At 71.7% G+C, this 17165-nt stretch carries 15 protein-coding genes and 2 pseudogenes; 5 read left to right on the plus strand and 12 right to left on the minus strand.

The window, feature by feature from the left end; genetic code table 11:
- Positions 1-409 (minus strand): annotated as a pseudogene (locus CCL05_RS37535) (metallophosphoesterase); the annotation flags it as partial.
- 23 nt (positions 410-432) lie between these two features.
- The gene (locus CCL05_RS37540) at positions 433-672 is read right to left on the minus strand and encodes an SCO4848 family membrane protein (RefSeq protein ID WP_010047056.1); all 240 of its coding nucleotides are present in this window, start codon (positions 670-672) and stop codon (positions 433-435) included.
- Between the two features lie 91 nt (positions 673-763).
- On the opposite strand from CCL05_RS37540, the gene CCL05_RS37545 reads away from it, so the two are divergent.
- On the plus strand, positions 764-2071 hold the full coding sequence (locus CCL05_RS37545) for a D-alanyl-D-alanine carboxypeptidase family protein (RefSeq protein WP_341868294.1): 1308 nt from the start codon (positions 764-766) through the stop codon (positions 2069-2071).
- 433 nt (positions 2072-2504) lie between these two features.
- Here the strand turns inward: CCL05_RS37545 and CCL05_RS37550 are convergent.
- The 4 genes and pseudogenes from CCL05_RS37550 to CCL05_RS37565 form a co-directional block, all read right to left on the minus strand.
- Positions 2505-3395, minus strand: a pseudogene (locus CCL05_RS37550) (YihY/virulence factor BrkB family protein); the annotation flags it as partial.
- Complete coding sequence (locus tag CCL05_RS37555; protein WP_086565112.1) at positions 3383-3835, minus strand: GtrA family protein; 453 nt, start codon at positions 3833-3835, stop codon at positions 3383-3385. The gene CCL05_RS37555 and the pseudogene CCL05_RS37550, both read right to left, overlap by 13 nt.
- Positions 3832-4776, minus strand: coding sequence for a decaprenyl-phosphate phosphoribosyltransferase (locus CCL05_RS37560; protein WP_086565113.1), 945 nt, complete (start codon positions 4774-4776; stop codon positions 3832-3834). Before CCL05_RS37560 ends, CCL05_RS37555 begins: the two co-directional genes overlap by 4 nt.
- Positions 4769-5290, minus strand: a complete 522-nt coding sequence (locus CCL05_RS37565; protein WP_086565114.1) for a phosphatase PAP2 family protein — start codon at positions 5288-5290, stop codon at positions 4769-4771. The genes CCL05_RS37560 and CCL05_RS37565 overlap by 8 nt, the downstream gene beginning before the upstream one ends.
- 133 nt (positions 5291-5423) lie before the next feature.
- On the opposite strand from CCL05_RS37565, the gene dprE1 reads away from it, so the two are divergent.
- Together dprE1 and dprE2 are read left to right on the plus strand one after the other, a co-directional pair.
- Positions 5424-6806 carry a decaprenylphosphoryl-beta-D-ribose oxidase gene (dprE1, locus tag CCL05_RS37570; protein WP_086565115.1) on the plus strand — a complete coding sequence of 461 codons (1383 nt, stop codon included), beginning with the start codon at positions 5424-5426 and terminating at the stop codon, positions 6804-6806.
- Positions 6807-6825: 19 nt separating this feature from the next.
- Positions 6826-7581, plus strand: a complete 756-nt coding sequence (dprE2, locus tag CCL05_RS37575; protein WP_086565116.1) for a decaprenylphospho-beta-D-erythro-pentofuranosid-2-ulose 2-reductase — start codon at positions 6826-6828, stop codon at positions 7579-7581.
- 12 nt (positions 7582-7593) lie between these two features.
- Here the strand turns inward: dprE2 and CCL05_RS37580 are convergent, their stop codons facing one another.
- The 6 genes from CCL05_RS37580 to CCL05_RS37605 all read right to left on the minus strand — a co-directional run bounded on the left by CCL05_RS37580 (position 7594) and on the right by CCL05_RS37605 (position 15576).
- Positions 7594-8172: a 2'-5' RNA ligase family protein gene (locus CCL05_RS37580; RefSeq protein WP_086565117.1), complete on the minus strand. Its 579-nt coding sequence runs from the start codon at positions 8170-8172 to the stop codon at positions 7594-7596.
- Positions 8173-8314: 142 nt separating this feature from the next.
- On the minus strand, positions 8315-9328 hold the full coding sequence (gene trpS, locus CCL05_RS37585) for a tryptophan--tRNA ligase (RefSeq protein ID WP_086565118.1): 1014 nt from the start codon (positions 9326-9328) through the stop codon (positions 8315-8317).
- Positions 9329-9428: 100 nt separating this feature from the next.
- The gene (locus tag CCL05_RS37590; RefSeq protein ID WP_086565119.1) at positions 9429-10877 is read right to left on the minus strand and encodes a glycine hydroxymethyltransferase; all 1449 of its coding nucleotides are present in this window, start codon (positions 10875-10877) and stop codon (positions 9429-9431) included.
- A 146-nt stretch (positions 10878-11023) separates the two neighbouring features.
- Positions 11024-13822 carry an alpha/beta hydrolase gene (locus CCL05_RS37595; protein WP_086565120.1) on the minus strand — a complete coding sequence of 933 codons (2799 nt, stop codon included), beginning with the start codon at positions 13820-13822 and terminating at the stop codon, positions 11024-11026.
- 197 nt (positions 13823-14019) lie between these two features.
- Positions 14020-15201, minus strand: coding sequence for a glutathionylspermidine synthase family protein (locus CCL05_RS37600; protein WP_086565121.1), 1182 nt, complete (start codon positions 15199-15201; stop codon positions 14020-14022).
- Positions 15202-15216: 15 nt separating this feature from the next.
- Entirely contained in the window at positions 15217-15576 is a 360-nt protein-coding gene (locus CCL05_RS37605; RefSeq protein ID WP_086565122.1) for a hypothetical protein, read from the minus strand.
- 220 nt (positions 15577-15796) lie between these two features.
- Between CCL05_RS37605 and CCL05_RS37610 the strand changes: the two genes are divergently transcribed.
- Both CCL05_RS37610 and CCL05_RS37615 read left to right on the plus strand, forming a co-directional pair.
- A complete protein-coding gene (locus CCL05_RS37610) occupies positions 15797-16411 on the plus strand; it encodes an antibiotic biosynthesis monooxygenase (RefSeq protein ID WP_425275971.1) in 615 nt (204 codons plus the stop codon).
- Between the two features lie 30 nt (positions 16412-16441).
- The coding region (locus tag CCL05_RS37615; RefSeq protein ID WP_143590006.1) for an anthranilate synthase component II at positions 16442-17165 on the plus strand (724 nt) is incomplete at its 3' end.

Below are 17165 nucleotides of genomic sequence, written 5' to 3' on the forward strand. Positions count from 1 at the left end.
CGTCCGCCTGTGGTGCGGCCGCCGTCGCGGCAGCGGGGTCGCCGGGCGCACCGGCACCGGGCTCCGAGCCCGCTCCCCTCGCCCTCGCCCGCCGCTCGACGAACCACCGCAGCAGTGGCCGTACGGCCTCCCCCGCCACGACCGCCAGCAACAGGTATATCGACAGGGCCAGCCACAGGAAGCCCGGCCAGGCCAGGACCTGCTGGAGCCAGAACGGGGCGCCGGTGCGTTCGGCCACCAGGGCCGTGATCGCGAGGAGCCAGCCGCCTGCGATCAGGGCCGCGCCCGTGCGGCGGGTGAGGCCCGGGCCGCGCGTGGTGTCGCGGAACAGGCGGCGCCACACGTACCAGTTGGCCGTCACGATGACGGCCAGGACGAGGACGGCGACGAGTACGAAAACGATGGCCACGGTGTCGTGTCTCCCGATTGCCGTTATGACGTCCGGCGCAGTGCGCGCAGACCACGCAACCCGATGGCCCCGATGGCCGTCCCCAATACGAAGGAAACGACGGCGAGCAGCAGGTGCACCCAGAAGTACGCCGTGGGATGACCGTCGTCGAAGGCGAGCCCGCTGCTGTCCTTGACAAGGTTCTTGACGAAAGTGATCCAGATGACCCAGCTCCACACCCCGAAGGCGAGCAGGAACCAGGAGACGGGGCGGCTGAGCTTCATGGGACCAGTATCGCCAGTGCGTGTCCGGTTCCGTCCCCGGGGTGGGGACACAGGCGGGACTTCCCCCCGAACGGCATGTACGTTTCCGATCGTGCCCGCTCCGAAGAAGACCGCCAGGCGATCCCTGCTGGTCACCTCAGCCGTCCTGTCGTCCCTCGCCCTGGCCGCGCCCGCCGCCGTCGCGGCCCCGAGCCCCTCGGGCAGTGCCTCGGCGAGCCCGTCGGCCACTCCCCCGGCGTCGATGTCGACCGTGGGCGGCGCCCGGCTCGGGCAGCCGGGCACGCAGGTGAACCTGGCGAGCGGCGTGCCGGTGCTGCCGAAGGACGTGAGCGCCCGCTCCTGGATCGTCGCCGACGCCGAGTCGGGTGACGTGCTGGCCGCGCACAACGCGCACTGGCGGCTGGCCCCGGCGAGCACGCTGAAGATGCTGTTCGCGGACACGCTGCTGCCGAAGTTCCCGAGGACGGCCAAGCACAAGGTCGTCCCCTCCGACCTGGCGGGCATGGGCGCGGGTTCCAGCCTGGTCGGGATAAAGGAGGACGAGACCTACACCGTCCACGACCTGTGGCTCGGCGTCTTCCTGCGCTCCGGCAACGACGCCGTGCATGTGCTGTCGGCCATGAACAAGGGCGTCGACAACACCGTCAAGGAGATGAACGAGCACGCCGAGGAGCTCCAGGCCCTCGACACGAACGTCGTCAGCCCGGACGGCTACGACGCCGAGAAGCAGGTCTCGTCGGCGTACGACCTGACGCTGATCGCCCGCTCGGGGCTGCAGAAGAAGGACTTCCGGGAGTACTGCTCGACGGTCAGCGCGAAGTTCCCGGGCCAGACGAAGAAGAACAAGAAGGGCAAGCCGGTCCGCGAGTCCTTCGAGATCCAGAACACCAACCGGCTGCTGAGCGGCGACGCGGGCCTGCCCGTCTACCAGGGCATCGCCGGCGTCAAGAACGGCAACACCACCAACGCCGGTGCCACCTTCACCGGTGTCGCGGAGCGGGACGGCAAGGTGCTGCTGGTGACCGTGATGAACCCGGAGAAGCCGGAGCACAACGAGGTCTACAAGGAGACCGCGCGGCTGTTCGACTGGGGCTTCAAGGCGGCCGGGAAGGTGCAGCCCGTGGGTGAGCTGGTGCCGCCGAAGGGCGCCGCGCAGGCCAGTTCCGAGCCCGGCGCGAACCCCTCCGGCGAGGCCGGCGGCTCGGGGAGCGGCGTGGGCGGCACGGCCGGGACCGGTGGGAAGCCGGTGGCCGGCGCCCGGGCCGCGAACGGCTCCAGCGGCATCGGGATAGCGCTCGGCATCGCCGGCGGTGTGCTGGTGCTGCTCGCGGGCGGCGCGTTCCTGATCAACCGCCGTTGGCCGCTGCCGGATCTGGTGCGCCGCCGGACCCGCCCCTGACGCCGGGGCCGTCGGGCCTGTCCCGGCCGTCGGGCCTGTCCCGGCCGTCCAGGTCGTCCCGGCGGTCCGCGCTGTCCCGGCCGTCCGCGTCGTCCAGACCATCCGCGTCGTCCAGAGCGTTCAGGCTGCCCCGGCCGTCCAGGTCCTCCCGGCCGTCCGCGCTGTCCCGGCCGTCCGCGTCGTCCAGACCATCCGCGTCGTCCAGACCGTTCAGGCTGCCCCGGCCGTCCAGGTCGTCCCGGCGGTCCGCGCTGTCCCGGCCGTCCGCGTCGTCCAGACCATCCGCGTCGTCCAGACCGTTCAGGCCGTCCCGGCCAGCCAGGTCCTCCCGGCCAGCCAGGTCCTCCCGGCCGTCCGGGCTGTCGCGGCGGTCCGCGTCGTCCCGGCCGTCCGCGTCGGCCCGGCTGTCCCGGCCGTCCAAGTCGTCCCGACCGTCCGGGCTGTCCCGGCCGTCCGGGTCGTCCGGGAGTTCGTCCTCCTTGCTCTGCGTCGCCGTCCAGGAGGCGCAGAACAGCACCAGCTTCGAGGTGAAGTTGATCCACAGCAGCAGTGCGACGGGCACGCCGAACGCGCCGTACATGCTCTTCCCGGCCACGCCCTGCAAGTAGCCGCTGAGCAGCAGCTTCAGCAGTTCGAAGCCGACCGCGCCGGTCAGCGCCGCCACGACCAGGCGGTGGCGCGTGGGCTCGACGCCGGGCAGCAGGGTCAGGACGTAGAGCAGGAGCAGGAAGTCGGCGAGCACGGCGATCAGGAACGCGGCGATGTGCAGCAGGACGCCGCTCCAGCCGCCCTCGTCGATGCCCAGGTGCCGGGTGATCCAGCCGATCATGGCGGAGGCGATGGTGGAGGCGGCGATGGTGACGAGGAGCGCGCCGCCGAGGCCGATCAGGACGCCCGCGTCCTTGGCGTAGCGCAGGAGCGGGTTCTCCTCCTCGTCGGGCAGCTCCCACACCGCGCGCAGGCACTCGCGCATCGAACCGGCCCAGCTGACACCGGTGAAGAACAGCAGCGCGCCCGCGATGAGGCCGATGGCGCCGGCGTTGTCCACCAGGCCGGCGATGTCCAGCTGGTCGGAGATGCCGGGCACCTGCTCGGCGAGCTTGTCCTGGAGCTTGTTCTGCTGCTCGGTGCTGAGCGTGGCGGCGGCGATGGTGGCGGACACCGTCAGCAGCGGGAACAGCGCGACGAAGCTGGTGAAGGTCATCGCTGCGGCCAGCCGCGTCCACTTCACGCGGTCCAGCCGCTCGTACGACCGCCACGCGTGGGTGATCATCAGCCGCTCCGCCCACGGCCCGATGACCGGGAGCCTTTTCAGCCAGTCCATGATCCGACTCTGCCCTCCGCCCGGAAGACCCATGTACGGGTACCCCAGAACCTGAGGACTGTGGCCAACGCCATGCCGATGACCGCTCCGGAGACGGTGTCGGCGCGCTGGGAGGTGAGTCCGAGGCCGTAGTGGCTGACGGCCAGGCACAGCAGTTGGACGGCGGCGCCGGCGAGGTTCACCAGGAAGAAGGCGGCGCAGGGGCGCAGGCCGCTGATCCGCCTGTCGCGGTAGGTGCCGAGGGCGTTGCCCGCGTAGGCGACCGAGCAGGCCGCCAGGAAGGACAGGGCCTTGGCGGTGAGCGGGCCGAGTCCGGCGGGACCGCGCAGGCAGGTGAACAGGGCCAGGTCGACGGCGTAGGCGAGGAAACCGACGGCGGCGAAGCCCAGCAGCTCCCGGCGGCCGGGGGCCGTGGGGGACGACCACGCGCGTGTGGTCACCAATTGGCCACCGCCAGGCCGTACATCGCCATCCACACCAGGCCGATGAGGGCGAGCGCCCGGTCGCGCAGGACGACGTCCTCGGGTTCGCCGGCCGTGCCGCGGTCGGCGAAGACGGCGTACCGGAGGATCGCCAGGATGAAGGCGACCATGGACAGCTGCCGCCAGGGCAGCACGCTGGTGTGCGGGACGCCGCCCTCCTCCATGGCCCACAGGCAGTAGCCGAGGACCGCGACACCGGCGGCGAGCTGCCAGACGAAGCGGAGGTAGCCGGTGGTGTACTCGGTGAGCAACGCGCGCGTGGCGCCCGCCTTTCCGGCCATCTGCACGGCTTCGGAGTAGCGCTTGGCCGACACCATGAACAGCGCGCCGAAGCCGGTGGTGATCAGGAACCAGCGTGACAGCGGGATGCCGAGGGCGAGCCCGCCGACCATGGCCCGCATCAGGAAGCCGGTCGTGACGACGGCGAGGTCGACGACGAGGACGTGTTTGAGGCTGACGCAGTAGGCCAGTTGCATGCCGAGGTAGGCGGTCAGCAGGGCGGTGACGGCCGGGGAGCAGAGCCAGGCCGCGGCGGCGGGCGCGAGGAGGGCGAGGGCCCCGCCGACGGCGTAGGCGAGAGGTACGGGGACCTGTCCGGCGGCGACCGGGCGGTGGCGCTTGGTGGGGTGGGCGCGGTCGGCCTCGGCGTCGCGGGCGTCGTTGACGAGGTAGACGGCGGCGGCGCAGGCCGTGAAGAGGACGAAGACGAGGGCGAGTCGGCTCAGGGCGTGCCGGGAGAAGAGCTCGCCGGCGGCCGCCGGGGCGGCGACCACGAGGACGTTCTTCACCCACTGCCTGGGCCGCGCGGTCCGCAGGAGACCGGCCAGGAGACCGCCCTTGCGAGGTGGCGCGGACGGCTCCTCGTGGGTGCGCTGCCGCAGGAGGGCCGTCTCAGCCATGGTGGGCCGCTCCCCTCATCCAGCGGGCGCCGAGCCGGGCCGTGAGCGCTCCGAGGGCCGCGCCGGCGGCGACGTCCGAGGGGTAGTGGACGCCGGCCACCAGCCGCGAGACGCATACGGCGGCGGCGAGCGGCGGGACGGCGCGCGCCCCGAGGGCGCCGAAGGCGACGGCGGCGGCAGCGGCGGAGGTGGCGTGCGAGCTGGGGAAGGAGTGACGGCCGGCGGTGCGCACCAGGGGCTCGATATGCGCGGGGCGCGGGCGGCGCACGACCCGCTTCACCCCCATGCTGACGAGGTGCGCCCCCGCGGTGAGCGCCGTGCCGCGCAGCCAGGCGCCGCGTCTCGGGCCGTCGACGGCGGCTCCGGCGAGCCCCGCCGCCAGCCACAGCGCCGCGTGTTCCCCCGCCCAGGACAGGGCGCGGGCGGCGCCTGCCACGCGCGGGTCGGTGCCGCACGCCCTGAGCGCCGAAACGATCCGGTGGTCCATGTCGTGCAGGTCGTCGAGGTCGTCCATGTGGACTCACTGTTCACGCCCACCTGGCCTGAAATGCTGCAATATTGAGCGACATCCCATTAATCACCCGTTTCGGGGAGGGATGCCATGTTCTCGAACTAATAGCTCACACAGGGGCGATACGGTCACGGACATGTCTGCCGACACCGATTCCGACCCGGACGTCATGGGCCTGGACCACACCACCGTCACCGGCTGGGGCCGCACCGCTCCCACCGCCGCCCGGCTGGTCCACCCGCGGACGTACGAGGAGGCCGTGGCGGCCGTCCGCGACTGCGGGACCCGCGGCGGGATCCCCCGGGGCCTGGGGCGGGCGTACGGGGACGCGGCGCAGAACGCGGGCGGGTCCGTGCTCGACATGACGGGCCTGGACCGCGTCCACGCGATCGACGCCGACGGCGGCACCGTGCTGTGCGACGCGGGCGTCTCCCTGCACCGGCTGATGGAGGTGCTGCTGCCGCTCGGCTGGTTCGTGCCGGTCACCCCCGGCACGCGCTACGTCACCGTCGGCGGGGCGATCGGCGCCGACATCCACGGCAAGAACCACCACGTCTCGGGCTCCTTCGCGCGGCACGTCCTGGCCCTCGAACTGCTCACGGCCGACGGCGAGATCCGCACGGTGATCCCCGGCACGCCCCTGTTCGACGCCACCGCGGGCGGCATGGGACTGACCGGAGTGATCCTCACCGCGACGATCCGGCTCCAGCCGGTCGAGACCTCGCTGATGTCGGTCGACACCGAACGGGCGGCGGACCTCGACGACCTGATGGCCCGGCTCGCGGCCACCGACCACCGCTACCGCTACTCGGTCGCCTGGATCGACCTGCTGGCCCGGGGCGCCGCCACCGGCCGCGCGGTCCTCACCCGCGGCGACCACGCGCCCCTGGACGCCCTCCCGGCCCGCGTGCGCCGGGATCCGCTGTCCTTCCGCACCTCCCGCCTCCCGGCCGCCCCCTCCCTCCTCCCCGAGGGCCTGCTCACCCGCACGACCGTGGGCCTCTTCAACGAACTCTGGTACCGCAAGGCCCCCCGCGCGCGGTCGGGCCAACTCCAGCGCCTCTCCGCCTTCTTCCATCCCCTGGACGGCGTGCCGCACTGGAACCGCGTCTACGGCCGGGGCGGTTTCGTGCAGTACCAGTTCGTCGTCGGCTACGGCCAGGAGGACGCCCTGCGCCGCATCGTGCGCCGGATCTCGGAACGCCGCTGCCCGTCCTTCCTGGCCGTCCTCAAGCGCTTCGGCGAGTCCGACCCGGGCTGGCTGTCCTTCCCGGTGCCCGGCTGGACGCTGGCGCTGGACATCCCGGCGGGCCTGCCCGGCCTCGGCGCGTTCCTCGACGAACTCGACGAGGAGGTCGCCACCGCCGGCGGACGCGTCTACCTCGCCAAGGACGCCCGGCTGCGCCCGGAACTGCTCGCGGCGATGTACCCGCGGCTGGACGACTTCCGCGCCCTGCGCGCCGAGCTGGACCCGCACGGGGTGTTCGTGTCCGACCTGGCCCGCCGCCTCCATCTCTGAGCGATCCCTAGGAGCTGTCATGAAGGACGCCTTCGGTCTCCCCCAGTCCCTGCTCGTCCTCGGCGGTACGTCGGAGATCGCGCTGGCCACCGCCCGCCGGCTGATCGCCCGCCGCACCCGCACGGTCTGGCTGGCCGGCCGCCCGTCGCCCGCCCTGGAGGAGGCCGCCGGGCAGTTGCGCGGGCTGGGGGCGGACGTGCACACCGTCGCCTTCGACGCGCTCGACCCCACCTCCCACGAGGCCGTGCTCGGCAAGGTCTTCGCCGAGGGCGACGTCGACATGGTGCTGCTCGCCTTCGGCCTCCTCGGCGACCAGGCCCGCGACGAGCGGGACCCGGAGGCGGCGGTGCGGGTCGCGCAGACCAACTACACCGGCGCGGTCTCGGCGGGCCTGGTGTGCGCCCGCTCGCTCCAGTCCCAGGGGCACGGCTCGCTGGTCGTGATGTCCTCCGTCGCGGGCGAGCGGGCCCGCCGCGCCAACTTCATCTACGGCTCCAGCAAGGCCGGCCTCGACGCCTTCGCGCAGGGGCTGGGCGACGCGCTGTACGGCACGGGCGTGCACGTCATGGTCGTACGCCCCGGGTTCGTGCGGACGCGGATGACCGCCGGGCTGCCCGAGGCACCGCTGGCGACCACGCCCGAGGCGGTGGCGACGGCCGTCGAGCTGGGGCTGCGGCGCCGTTCGGAGACGGTGTGGGTGCCGGGCGCGCTGCGCGTGGTGATGGCGGCGCTGCGGCACCTGCCGCGCGGGGTGTTCCGGCGGCTGCCGATCTGACCTACGGGCGGATCACCAGGTCGGGACCGAGCCGCGCTCCACATGTCCGGCCTGGGGCGGGACGACCGGGCCGCCGAAGGGGAACTCTCGGAGCTTGCGCCAGACGCCGTCGGCGCCCTGCTCGTAGAGGGCGAAGCCGGTGCAGGGCCACTCGGCCTCGTAGCCGGCGAGTTCCTCGAAGGCGCGGTCCATCGCCGCTTCCTCGATGCCGTGCGCCACGGTGACGTGGGGGTGGTACGGGAACTGCAGTTCGCGTGCGACCGGCCCGGCGGGATCGCGGACCTGCTCCTGGAGCCGCGTGCAGGCCTCCGCACCCGAGACGACCCGGACGAAGACGACCGGGGACAGGGGCCGGAACGTGCCGGTCCCCGACAGCCGCATGGGGAACGGCCGGCCGGCCGCGGCGACCTCGGCGAGATGCGCCTCGACGGCCGGCAGGGCGGACTCGTCGATCTCCGTCGGCGGGAGCAGGGTGACGTGCGTGGGGATGCCGTGAGCCGAGGCGTCGCCGAAGCCCGCGCGCAGCTGCTGGAGCTCGCTGCCGTGAGGCTCCGGGACCGCGATCGAGACACCGATCGTTACGGTCCCCACGTCGTCTCCTGTCGTTTTGGTGTGCGGGTCGCTGATACGACCACCCGGTTATCGACTGTACGGCCACGACCCGGTTCCAGGCAGGCGCAACCGACGTGATGTACAGCGCTGTGCGGTGGTACGGCTGCGCGCGGGAGCGGGTTCAGTGCTTGGCGGGCAGGAAGCCGACCTTGTCGTACGCGTGGGCGAGGGTCTCCGCGGCGACGGCGCGGGCCTTCTCGGCGCCCTTGGCCAGGATCGAGTCGAGCGTCTCCGGGTCGTCCAGGTACTGCTGGGTGCGCTCCCGGAACGGCGTGACGAAGTCCACCATGATCTCGGCGAGGTCCGTCTTGAGCGCGCCGTACATCTTGCCGGTGTACTTCTCCTCCAGCTCGCCGATGGTCTCGCCGGTGAGGGTCGAGTAGATCGTGAGGAGGTTGCTGATGCCCGGCTTGTTCTCGGCGTCGTAGCGGATCACCGTGTCCGTGTCGGTGACCGCGCTCTTGACCTTCTTCGCGGTGGCCTTCGGCTCGTCGAGGAGGTTGATCAGGCCCTTCGGCGTGGACGCCGACTTGCTCATCTTGATCGACGGGTCCTGAAGGTCGTAGATCTTCGCCGTCTCGCGGAGGATGTACGGCTTCGGGACGGTGAAGGTCGGGCCGAAACGGCCGTTGAAGCGCTCGGCGAGGTCGCGGGTGAGCTCGACGTGCTGGCGCTGGTCCTCGCCGACCGGGACCTCGTGCGCCTGGTAGAGGAGGATGTCCGCGACCTGGAGGATGGGGTACGTGAACAGGCCGACGGAGGCGCGCTCGGCGCCCTGCTTGGCGGCCTTGTCCTTGAACTGGGTCATCCGGCCGGCCTCGCCGAAGCCGGTGAGGCAGTTCATGACCCAGGCGAGCTGGGCGTGCTCGGGGACGTGGCTCTGGACGAAGAGCGTGCAGCGGTCCGGGTCCAGCCCCGCGGCGAGCAGCTGGGCGGCGGCCAGGCGCGTGTTCGCCCGCAGGTCCTTCGGGTCCTGCGGGATGGTGATCGCGTGCAGGTCGACGACCATGTAGAACGCGTCGTGGGTCTCCTGGAGGGCCACCCACTGGCGGACGGCGCCGAGGTAGTTGCCGAGGTGGAACGAGCCGGCGGTGGGCTGGATGCCGGAGAGCACGCGGGGTCGGTCAGAGGCCATGCTGCTTATTGTCTCAGAGGGCCGTGGGTGGTTTCGGCGGTGGGGAACTGCGGACCCGTTGTGGCTGGTCGCGCAGTTCCCCGGGCCCTCACAGGGCGTGTCAGCCGAGGTCGATCTCCGGGTACAGCGGGAAGGCCGCCACCAGGTCCGTCGCGCGGTGGCTGATCTCGTCGGCGATCTTCGCGTCGAGGACGTGGGCCGCCTTGGAGGGGGCGCCCGACTTGGTCGTGCCCGGCTCCGTGGTGGTGAGGACGCGGTCGATCAGGCCGGCGACCTCGTCCATCTCCGCCGTGCCGAGGCCGCGGGTGGTCAGGGCCGGGGTGCCGATGCGGATGCCGGAGGTGTACCAGGCGCCGTTCGGGTCGGCGGGGATCGCGTTGCGGTTGGTGACGATGCCCGACTCCAGCAGCGCGGCCTCGGCCTGGCGGCCGGTGAGGCCGTAGGAGGAGGCGACGTCGATCAGGTTCAGGTGGTTGTCCGTGCCGCCGGTCACCAGGGTCGCGCCGCGGCGCATCAGGCCTTCGGCCAGGGCGCGGGAGTTGTCGACGATGCGCTGGGCGTAGTCGCGGAAGGACTCCTGGCGGGCTTCGGCGAAGGCGACCGCCTTGGCGGCCATGACGTGCGGGAGCGGGCCGCCGAGGACCATCGGGCAGCCGCGGTCGACCTGGTCCTTGAGCGAGTCGTCGCACAGGACCATGCCGCCGCGCGGGCCGCGCAGGGACTTGTGGGTGGTCGTCGTCACGATCTGCGCGTGCGGGACCGGGTCGAAGTCACCGGTGAGGACCTTGCCCGCGACCAGGCCGGCGAAGTGCGCCATGTCGACCATGAGCGTCGCGCCGACCTCGTCGGCGATCTCGCGCATGATCCGGAAGTTCACCAGACGGGGGTAGGCCGAGTAGCCCGCGACGATGATCAGCGGCTTGAACTCGCGGGCGGAGGCGCGCAGCGCCTCGTAGTCGATGAGGCCGGTGGCCGGGTCCGTGCCGTAGGAGCGCTGGTCGAACATCTTGCCGGAGATGTTCGGGCGGAAGCCGTGGGTGAGGTGGCCGCCGGCGTCCAGGGACATGCCGAGCATGCGCTGGTTGCCGAAGGCGCGGCGCAGCTCCGCCCAGTCGGCCTCGGAGAGGTCGTTGACCTGGCGGGCGCCGGCCTTCTCCAGGGCGGGGACCTCGACGCGCTGGGCGAGGACCGACCAGAAGGCGACGAGGTTGGCGTCGATGCCGGAGTGCGGCTGGACGTAGGCGTGGCGGGCGCCGAAGAGTTCCTTGGCGTGCTCGGCGGCGAGGGACTCGACGGTGTCGACGTTGCGGCAGCCGGCGTAGAAGCGGCGGCCGATGGTGCCCTCGGCGTACTTGTCGCTGAACCAGTTGCCCATCGCCAGCAGCGTGGCCGGGGAGGCGTAGTTCTCCGAGGCGATCAGCTTGAGCATCTCGCGCTGGTCGGCGACCTCCTGGCCGATGGCGTCCGCTACGCGGGGTTCGACGGCGCGGATGACGTCGAGGGCGGCGCGGTAGGCGGTGGAAGCGGTGGAGAGGGGCTCGGCTGGCATGGGGGACCTCCGGACGTTGCGTTCAGCGTTCACGGTACGGCCCAGGCGCACGGCACGGTTCCGGTCCCCGGGGTTCAGCCGGGGCCGGGGGCCGCTTCCCGATGGTCGCTCCCATCCCAGCACGCCAGTCACGGCCCGTGGTCAGCCTACCGGACCATGTGTGCGGGTCTCGTTGTGGCTTGTCGCGCAGTTCCCCGCGCCCCTAGGGTGTCGCGCACCGTCCCCGTCAGTACCGGCCTGCCGGGCAGCGGCTCGGCGTTCCTGTCGGTCAGTGCGAGGCGCGTCGACTCGGCCGGCTCGGCCACCTGGTCCCGCACGGTCGGCACGACGAAGTCCACGCCGGTGCTCCCGGACGGGATGTTCAGCCACACCCACAGGTTCGCGTCGGACAGCGGCCGCTCGGGGTCGGGCACGTCACCGGACCAGTCCTGGAGCCACTGCGGGTCCACGTCCTTGGTGGACAGCTCGGCGCCCTCGGTGACCGGAAGCACCCGCACCGGCTCCCAGAGGTCCACCGCCGCGGGCGCGTCCACGGACAACCGCCAGGTCAGCGTCTCTCCCTCGGTCACCCGGTCCGCGACCGGCGACAGGGTGACCACCGGCTCGGGGTCGTCGTTCTCGACGGTGAGCCCGCCCCGGTGCTTGCCGACGACGGCGCCCCGGACGGCCTTGACGGCGATGTCGTGCTCCACGTCGTCGCCGTAGTCCGTGTCGCCCTTCACCTCGACCGGCACGTCGATCGCCTTGCTGCCGGGCCGTACGGTCACGAGGCGGTTCTCGGCCCGGCCGTTGTCCGGGTCGAGGACGTACACGCGGACCTGCCCGCTGCCGTGCCCGGAGATCTCGACCGGGATCCGGTAGGTGCGGTTGCCCGAGTCGCCCTCCTTGACGATCGTGCGGCCCACGTCGACACGCGGCAGTGCGGCCGCCTTCACCGCCGAAGTGCCGGGCGCCCAGCCCCAGGCGTCCATCAGCCAGGCCCGCCCGGACCGCGAACGGGGCGTCAGCTCAAGGGACTTGACGCGCTTGAGATCGAGCCCGGCCCGGGTCGCCGCCGACAGCGGGACGCGCAGTTCCTGAGCCCAGTAGGAGGCGGTGTTCGCGGAGCCCGGGAGCCCGTCCGCCCGGATCGAGCCCAGCGTCGCCCGGCGGTTGGCGGAGTCGGTGACGGACACGTCGAACTTCGTGCCGGTCGTGTTCGGCGGTACGAAGACCCGGAGCGCGAGCTTCTGGGAGCCGCGGAGGGAGAGCGGCTCGGCCGGAGCGATACGCGCGGCCCGGCCCGGCGCGGACCACTTCAGGTCCACCGCGCTGCGGCCGGTCTCCTGTTCCGTCTCCCACGACGCGAAGTGCGGTGACGATCCGGGGGTCTTGGGGTCCAGACAGGCCACGGCCGGGTCGGGGTCGATCGCCGAACACAGCCGGGCGCCGGTCACCTTCGCCCCGCCGTCCGGCAGGAAACCACCGCTGCGGCGGCCGCCGACCGCGTGGGTCAGCACCCGGGCCGGGTCCGCGGACGGGGCCCGCTTGCCGGAACCGTCGAGCAGCGGACGCACCCGATCGTCACCGGCGAGGAAGAGCCGGGCCGCGGCGGCGATGTACGTGGCGCCCGCCTTGTGCTGCTGGGCGGCGGTCAGCCGGGGCGCGGCACCCGGCGTGCACACGGGGTCCGGCTGCTCCGGGTCGGTCCCGAAGTCGTCCCGGGCCGGTGCGACGGCCTCGCCCGGGGTCCACTCGCTGTTGAAGTAGTTGTGGTTGGCGCCGACCATGTAGACCGCGCTGTGCAGCGCGGTGCCCCGGCTGATCCCACGGGTGCCGTCGACGAAGTCCTCGCCCTGCAGGTCCGACACGTCGCCGTCGCAGCCCGGCAGCAGCGTCACGGACGGCACGTCGGCGACCGGATTCTGGCCGAAGATCGTCGGTCCGATGAGCACGGTCCCGCGCACCTTCCAGCGCACCGGGCCCCGGTAGCCGTCCTCGGCGGCCGGCGGCGGGTAGAGGCTGTCCATGGCGGCCCGGTTGACGCCCTCGCCGCCGCGCGAGTGGCCGACGAGCAGGACACGGGAGAGGTCCGCCTTCGCCGCCTTGCGTACGACGGCCGGGGCGGAGGAGCGATGGGCGGTCCAGTCGGCCCAGCGGGCCAGGTGCTGCCGTACCAGCGAGGAACGCGCCTGCGCGCCGGCGTCCTCGGCCTCCCAGTCCTGGGCGTTGATGCCGTTCGCCGAGATCGACACCGTCACATAGCCCTGGGAGGCCAGCAGTCGCTGGTCGCGCAGATAGCCCAGGTGGCTCGGGATCGGCTTGTAGCCGTCCGCACAGGGCCAGTCGCCGGTCACGTCGTCCTCGGAGCCCGGCTTGTAGCAGGTGCCGTGGCGGCCGTGCAGGAACAGCGCGAGCGGCCGGCTGCCGGTGACACCCTTCGGCGCCACCACCTCGGCGGTCATCTCCACCGGGGCGGCGTACCCGGGCAGGCGCACCGGGGCGAGGTCGTACTGCCCGGTGACCGTGCGGTACGAGCCGGGTCTGCCCGGATCGACGCCGTTCGCCGGCGCCTTCGCGGGCGTCCGTGCCACGCGCGAGCCGGATCCGTGCGTGTCGTCGGCCGCCGCGTCCAGCCGGCGCCCCGCGGCCGTCACGTGAAGGCCCGTCAGCTGCTCGGGCCGCGCCTCGCCGACGGCGAGCCGGAAGGTCCGCCCGTCCCTCGCCGGCTTCGGCACCCCGAGCAGCCGGTCCCCGGTACGGAACTCGACCCGGGCGTCCCCCATCGGCACGGCCTCCGGCGCACGCCAGACCAGCTCACGCGTCCCGCCCTCCCCGTCGATCCGCCACCCCGGCGGAAGTGGGTTGTCGTCCACCGCGCTCGACAACCCAGATGCGTACGGCTGTTCTGCCTGTGCCAGTCCGGGCGAGCCCGCCAGGGCCGCCAGCACCGCCACGGCGGTCACACATATTCGCCGGGCACGGATCAATGATCCTCTCCTCACCACCCCGTGCGCAGACGTCCCGTCGGTCCCGGTCGCCTCTCGCGTCACCTAGGACGGGGGCGGGGAGTCCGTGGGTTGTCTGTGAGGAGACGCCCATGGCGGGCGGGCGATGCGATCAAGCCAGTGCAACTGATCGCTCTCCCATGCCTGGAAGAGTTCTAAAGGATCACGTGCGGCAGGAAGCGGGCGTATTCGTCCGTGATCAGGCCCGAGCTCTCCCGGATGCCCAGGCCCGCCGACTCGTTCTCCACCACCCACGCGCCGAGAACCACGCGGTTGCCGTCGAAGTCGGGGAGCGGGGCCAGTTGCTGGTAGCAGCACGGTTCGTCGCGGAGGGCGGGAGGGGAGCCGGGCTCGTGGATCGTGACGCCCGCACCCTCTCGGCCCAGGAGGGGCTTGGCCGCCCAGCCCTTCGTGGACAGGTCCCGGGGGCCGTCCAGGTAGGCCGGGAGGAGGTTGGGGTGGCCGGGGTAGAGGTCCCAGAGGATCGCGAGCAGGGCCTTGTTGCTGAGGAGCATTTTCCAGGCCGGTTCGATCCACAGGGTCGTGCCCGTGCCGCCGCCGTTGTCGAGGGTGTCCAGGACGTGGTCGGCGAAGCGGTCGGTGGTGAGCCACTCCCAGGGGTAGAGCTTGAAGATGCTGCGGATGAAGCGGAGGCGGTTGTCGACGAAGCGGCCGGAGAGGCGGTCCCAGCCGATCTCCTCCATGGCGATCCAGTCGGTGTCCAGGCCTGCCTGCTCGGCGGTTTCCTTGAGGTAGGCGACCGTCATCATGTCCTCGCCGAGTTCGTCGGCGGAGGAGTACGCGAAGTACAGGGGGCTGCCCGGCGGGAGGAGGGCGGCCTGTTTCCGCCAGGCGTCGATCAGGCGTTCGTGGAGGGAGTTCCACTGGTCGGCGCCGGGGAAGCGGTCCTCCATCCAGAACCACTGGGGGGACGCGGCCTCCACCAGGGAGGTGGGGGTGTCGGCGTTGTACTCCAGGAGTTTGGCCGGGCCGGTGCCGTCGTAGCGGAGGTCGAAACGGCCGTAGACGGAGGGGAGTTCGGCGCGCCGCTGCCAGGACTCGGCGACCGTGCGGGCCACGCGGGGGTCGGTGATGCCCAGGTCCGCGAAACGGTCCTCCGCGAGGATGTGGCCGGCCGCCGCCAGGCACATGCGGTGGAGTTCCTCGACGACCTCTTCCAGCGCCTCGATCTCCGGGAGGGTGAAGGCGTAGTAGGCGCTTTCGTCCCAGTAGGGGCGCAGGGAGTCGTCGGGGTAGCGGGTGAGGGGGTAGATCAGGCCCTGTTCCTCGACGGTCTGCTGCCAGCCGGGGCGGGGGGTGATGGTGCGGCGTTCCATGTGCGTACGACCCCGTCAGCCGCCGCCGCTGCCGGAACCCGAGCAGCCGAAGCCGCCCCGGTCGACGGCCTCGCTGCGGCTGAAGGTGCCGTTGTCGGCGTAGCGGCCGCTGACGTCGGCGTCGTAGTACCAGTCGGCGTTCGTGGCCTTGGTCTTGCCGGTCTTCTTGCGGCCCTTGCCGTAGGAGGAGGACGAGGATCCGGACGTGCAGTTCTTGTCGGCGACGATCTTGTAGCCGTTGATGTAGTCGTAGCTGTCCCGGTCCACGCAGCGGCGGTCCGGGTCGGAGCCGCAGGCGGACAGGGCCGCCGCGAGGACACCCATGCCGCCCAGCACCACCGTGCTCGAGCGCAGTCGTCGCCGTGTTTCAGCCATGTGCGTGTCTCCCCGTGTCCCCGTCGTGTACTGCGTGTTCCTGTCATGTACTGCCGAGGGGTCAGCCTAGAGACCGGTGTGAGCAGGCGTGCATGCCCCCCCGGCTCACGCCCCCTCCCCTGCTGTCGTTTTGTGAACTTTGGGATGGCGTGCGCCCTTGCCTTCCTCACCTGCCGAAAAGCTTCACGTTCCGGACGATCGGAAAATTGTTTGTTGAATCTTGAACGCGGGTGAACCGCTTTCCGTATGGGACGTCGTGACCAGTAATCCCGTCACGGTCACCGTGGCCTATCGCGTGACGCCGGGCCGTGCGGCCGACTTCCACTCCTGGGGGTGGGCCATGCTGGGCGCGACCGCGCGGCAACCGGGGTTTCTGGGGGGTGGGGTACTTGTCGACGGAGGGGCGGAGTGGCATGTCGTCTATCGCTTCGCCAGCGAGGGTTCGGCCCTGGCCTGGGAGAAATCACCCTCCCGGGCACAGTGGGACGCCCGGCTGGACGGACTCGCCCAGGAGGCGGCGCGCAGGCGGGTACAGGGGGCCCGGGCCTGGTTCGAGGCGCAGACTCTGACACCCGCGCCGCCGGCTCCGCCGTCGAAATGGAAACTGTGGTTCGTGAATATGAGCGCGGTTTTTCCGCCGGTGCTCCTGTTCAATCTGACCGTGCTTCCCTATCTCGGTGACCTCAATGCGCTGATCCGCACGTTGTTGTTATGCCTGTGCGTGACGGCCCTTGTCACCTGGATTCTCATGCCGCGGCTCCAGCGTTTCTTCAGGAAATGGCTGTACCCGTCGCTCCAGGCGCTCCGCGGCCGGCACAAACGCCGGGCCATGTAGGCCCGCGAACGAACAGAGGGAGGTGGGCGGGTGAAGACCCTGCTCATCGACAATTACGACTCGTACACGTACAACCTGTTCCAGCTGATCGCCGAGGTCAACGGCGAGGAGCCGGTGGTCGTCCGCAACGACGCCGCCGTCGACGGGGTGCCGGATCTCCGGGAGTTCGACAACCTGGTGGTGTCCCCTGGGCCCGGACACCCGGCGGACGCGCGTGACTTCGGCATCGCGGCCAGGCTGGTCGCGACCTCCCCGGTTCCGGTGCTCGGCGTGTGTCTCGGCCATCAGGGGATCGCGCTCGGGGAGCGGGGGGTGGTGGGGCCCGCGCCGGAGCCGCGGCACGGGCATCTCTCCACGATCCGGCATGACGAGCGTGACCTGTTCCAGGGCCTGCCGCAGAACTTCACCGCCGTCCGCTACCACTCGCTGTCCGTGCGCGAACCGCTGCCGGAGACGCTTCAGGCCACGGCCTGGGCGGAGGACGGCGTGCTAATGGGCCTGCGGCACCGTACCCGGCCGCTGTGGGGCGTGCAGTTCCACCCGGAGTCCGTTCTCACGGAGTTCGGCCATCGCATGCTCGTGAACTTCCGCAACCTGACCGCGAAGCGGGCCGGCAAGCTGCGCACGAAGAACACGGCGGTGCCGTCCCCGTCGCCGGAGGCGGTCCGGCGCCGGGTGGCGGTACCGGAGTGCGAGGCGGGGGTGTCTCTGTCACCGACAGCGGCCCGTCGGCCTGCGGCTGCGGCTGCGGCTG

Origin of the sequence: Streptomyces africanus, from assembly GCF_002150735.1 — a bacterium.
GTDB classification, from domain to species: Bacteria; Actinomycetota; Actinomycetes; order Streptomycetales; family Streptomycetaceae; genus Streptomyces; species Streptomyces africanus.

Excerpts from the sequence above, each read along its gene's own strand:
- CCL05_RS37540 (WP_010047056.1), bottom strand. The coding sequence starts at position 672 with ATGAAGCTCAGCCGCCCCGTCTCCTGGTTCCTGCTCGCCTTCGGGGTG.
- CCL05_RS37560 (WP_086565113.1), bottom strand. The coding sequence starts at position 4,776 with ATGGCTGAGACGGCCCTCCTGCGGCAGCGCACCCACGAGGAGCCGTCC.
- CCL05_RS37565 (WP_086565114.1), bottom strand. The coding sequence starts at position 5,290 with ATGGACGACCTCGACGACCTGCACGACATGGACCACCGGATCGTTTCG.
- dprE1 (WP_086565115.1), top strand. The coding sequence starts at position 5,424 with ATGTCTGCCGACACCGATTCCGACCCGGACGTCATGGGCCTGGACCAC.
- dprE2 (WP_086565116.1), top strand. The coding sequence starts at position 6,826 with ATGAAGGACGCCTTCGGTCTCCCCCAGTCCCTGCTCGTCCTCGGCGGT.
- trpS (WP_086565118.1), bottom strand. The coding sequence starts at position 9,328 with ATGGCCTCTGACCGACCCCGCGTGCTCTCCGGCATCCAGCCCACCGCC.
- CCL05_RS37590 (WP_086565119.1), bottom strand. The coding sequence starts at position 10,877 with ATGCCAGCCGAGCCCCTCTCCACCGCTTCCACCGCCTACCGCGCCGCC.
- CCL05_RS37600 (WP_086565121.1), bottom strand. The coding sequence starts at position 15,201 with ATGGAACGCCGCACCATCACCCCCCGCCCCGGCTGGCAGCAGACCGTC.
- CCL05_RS37605 (WP_086565122.1), bottom strand. The coding sequence starts at position 15,576 with ATGGCTGAAACACGGCGACGACTGCGCTCGAGCACGGTGGTGCTGGGC.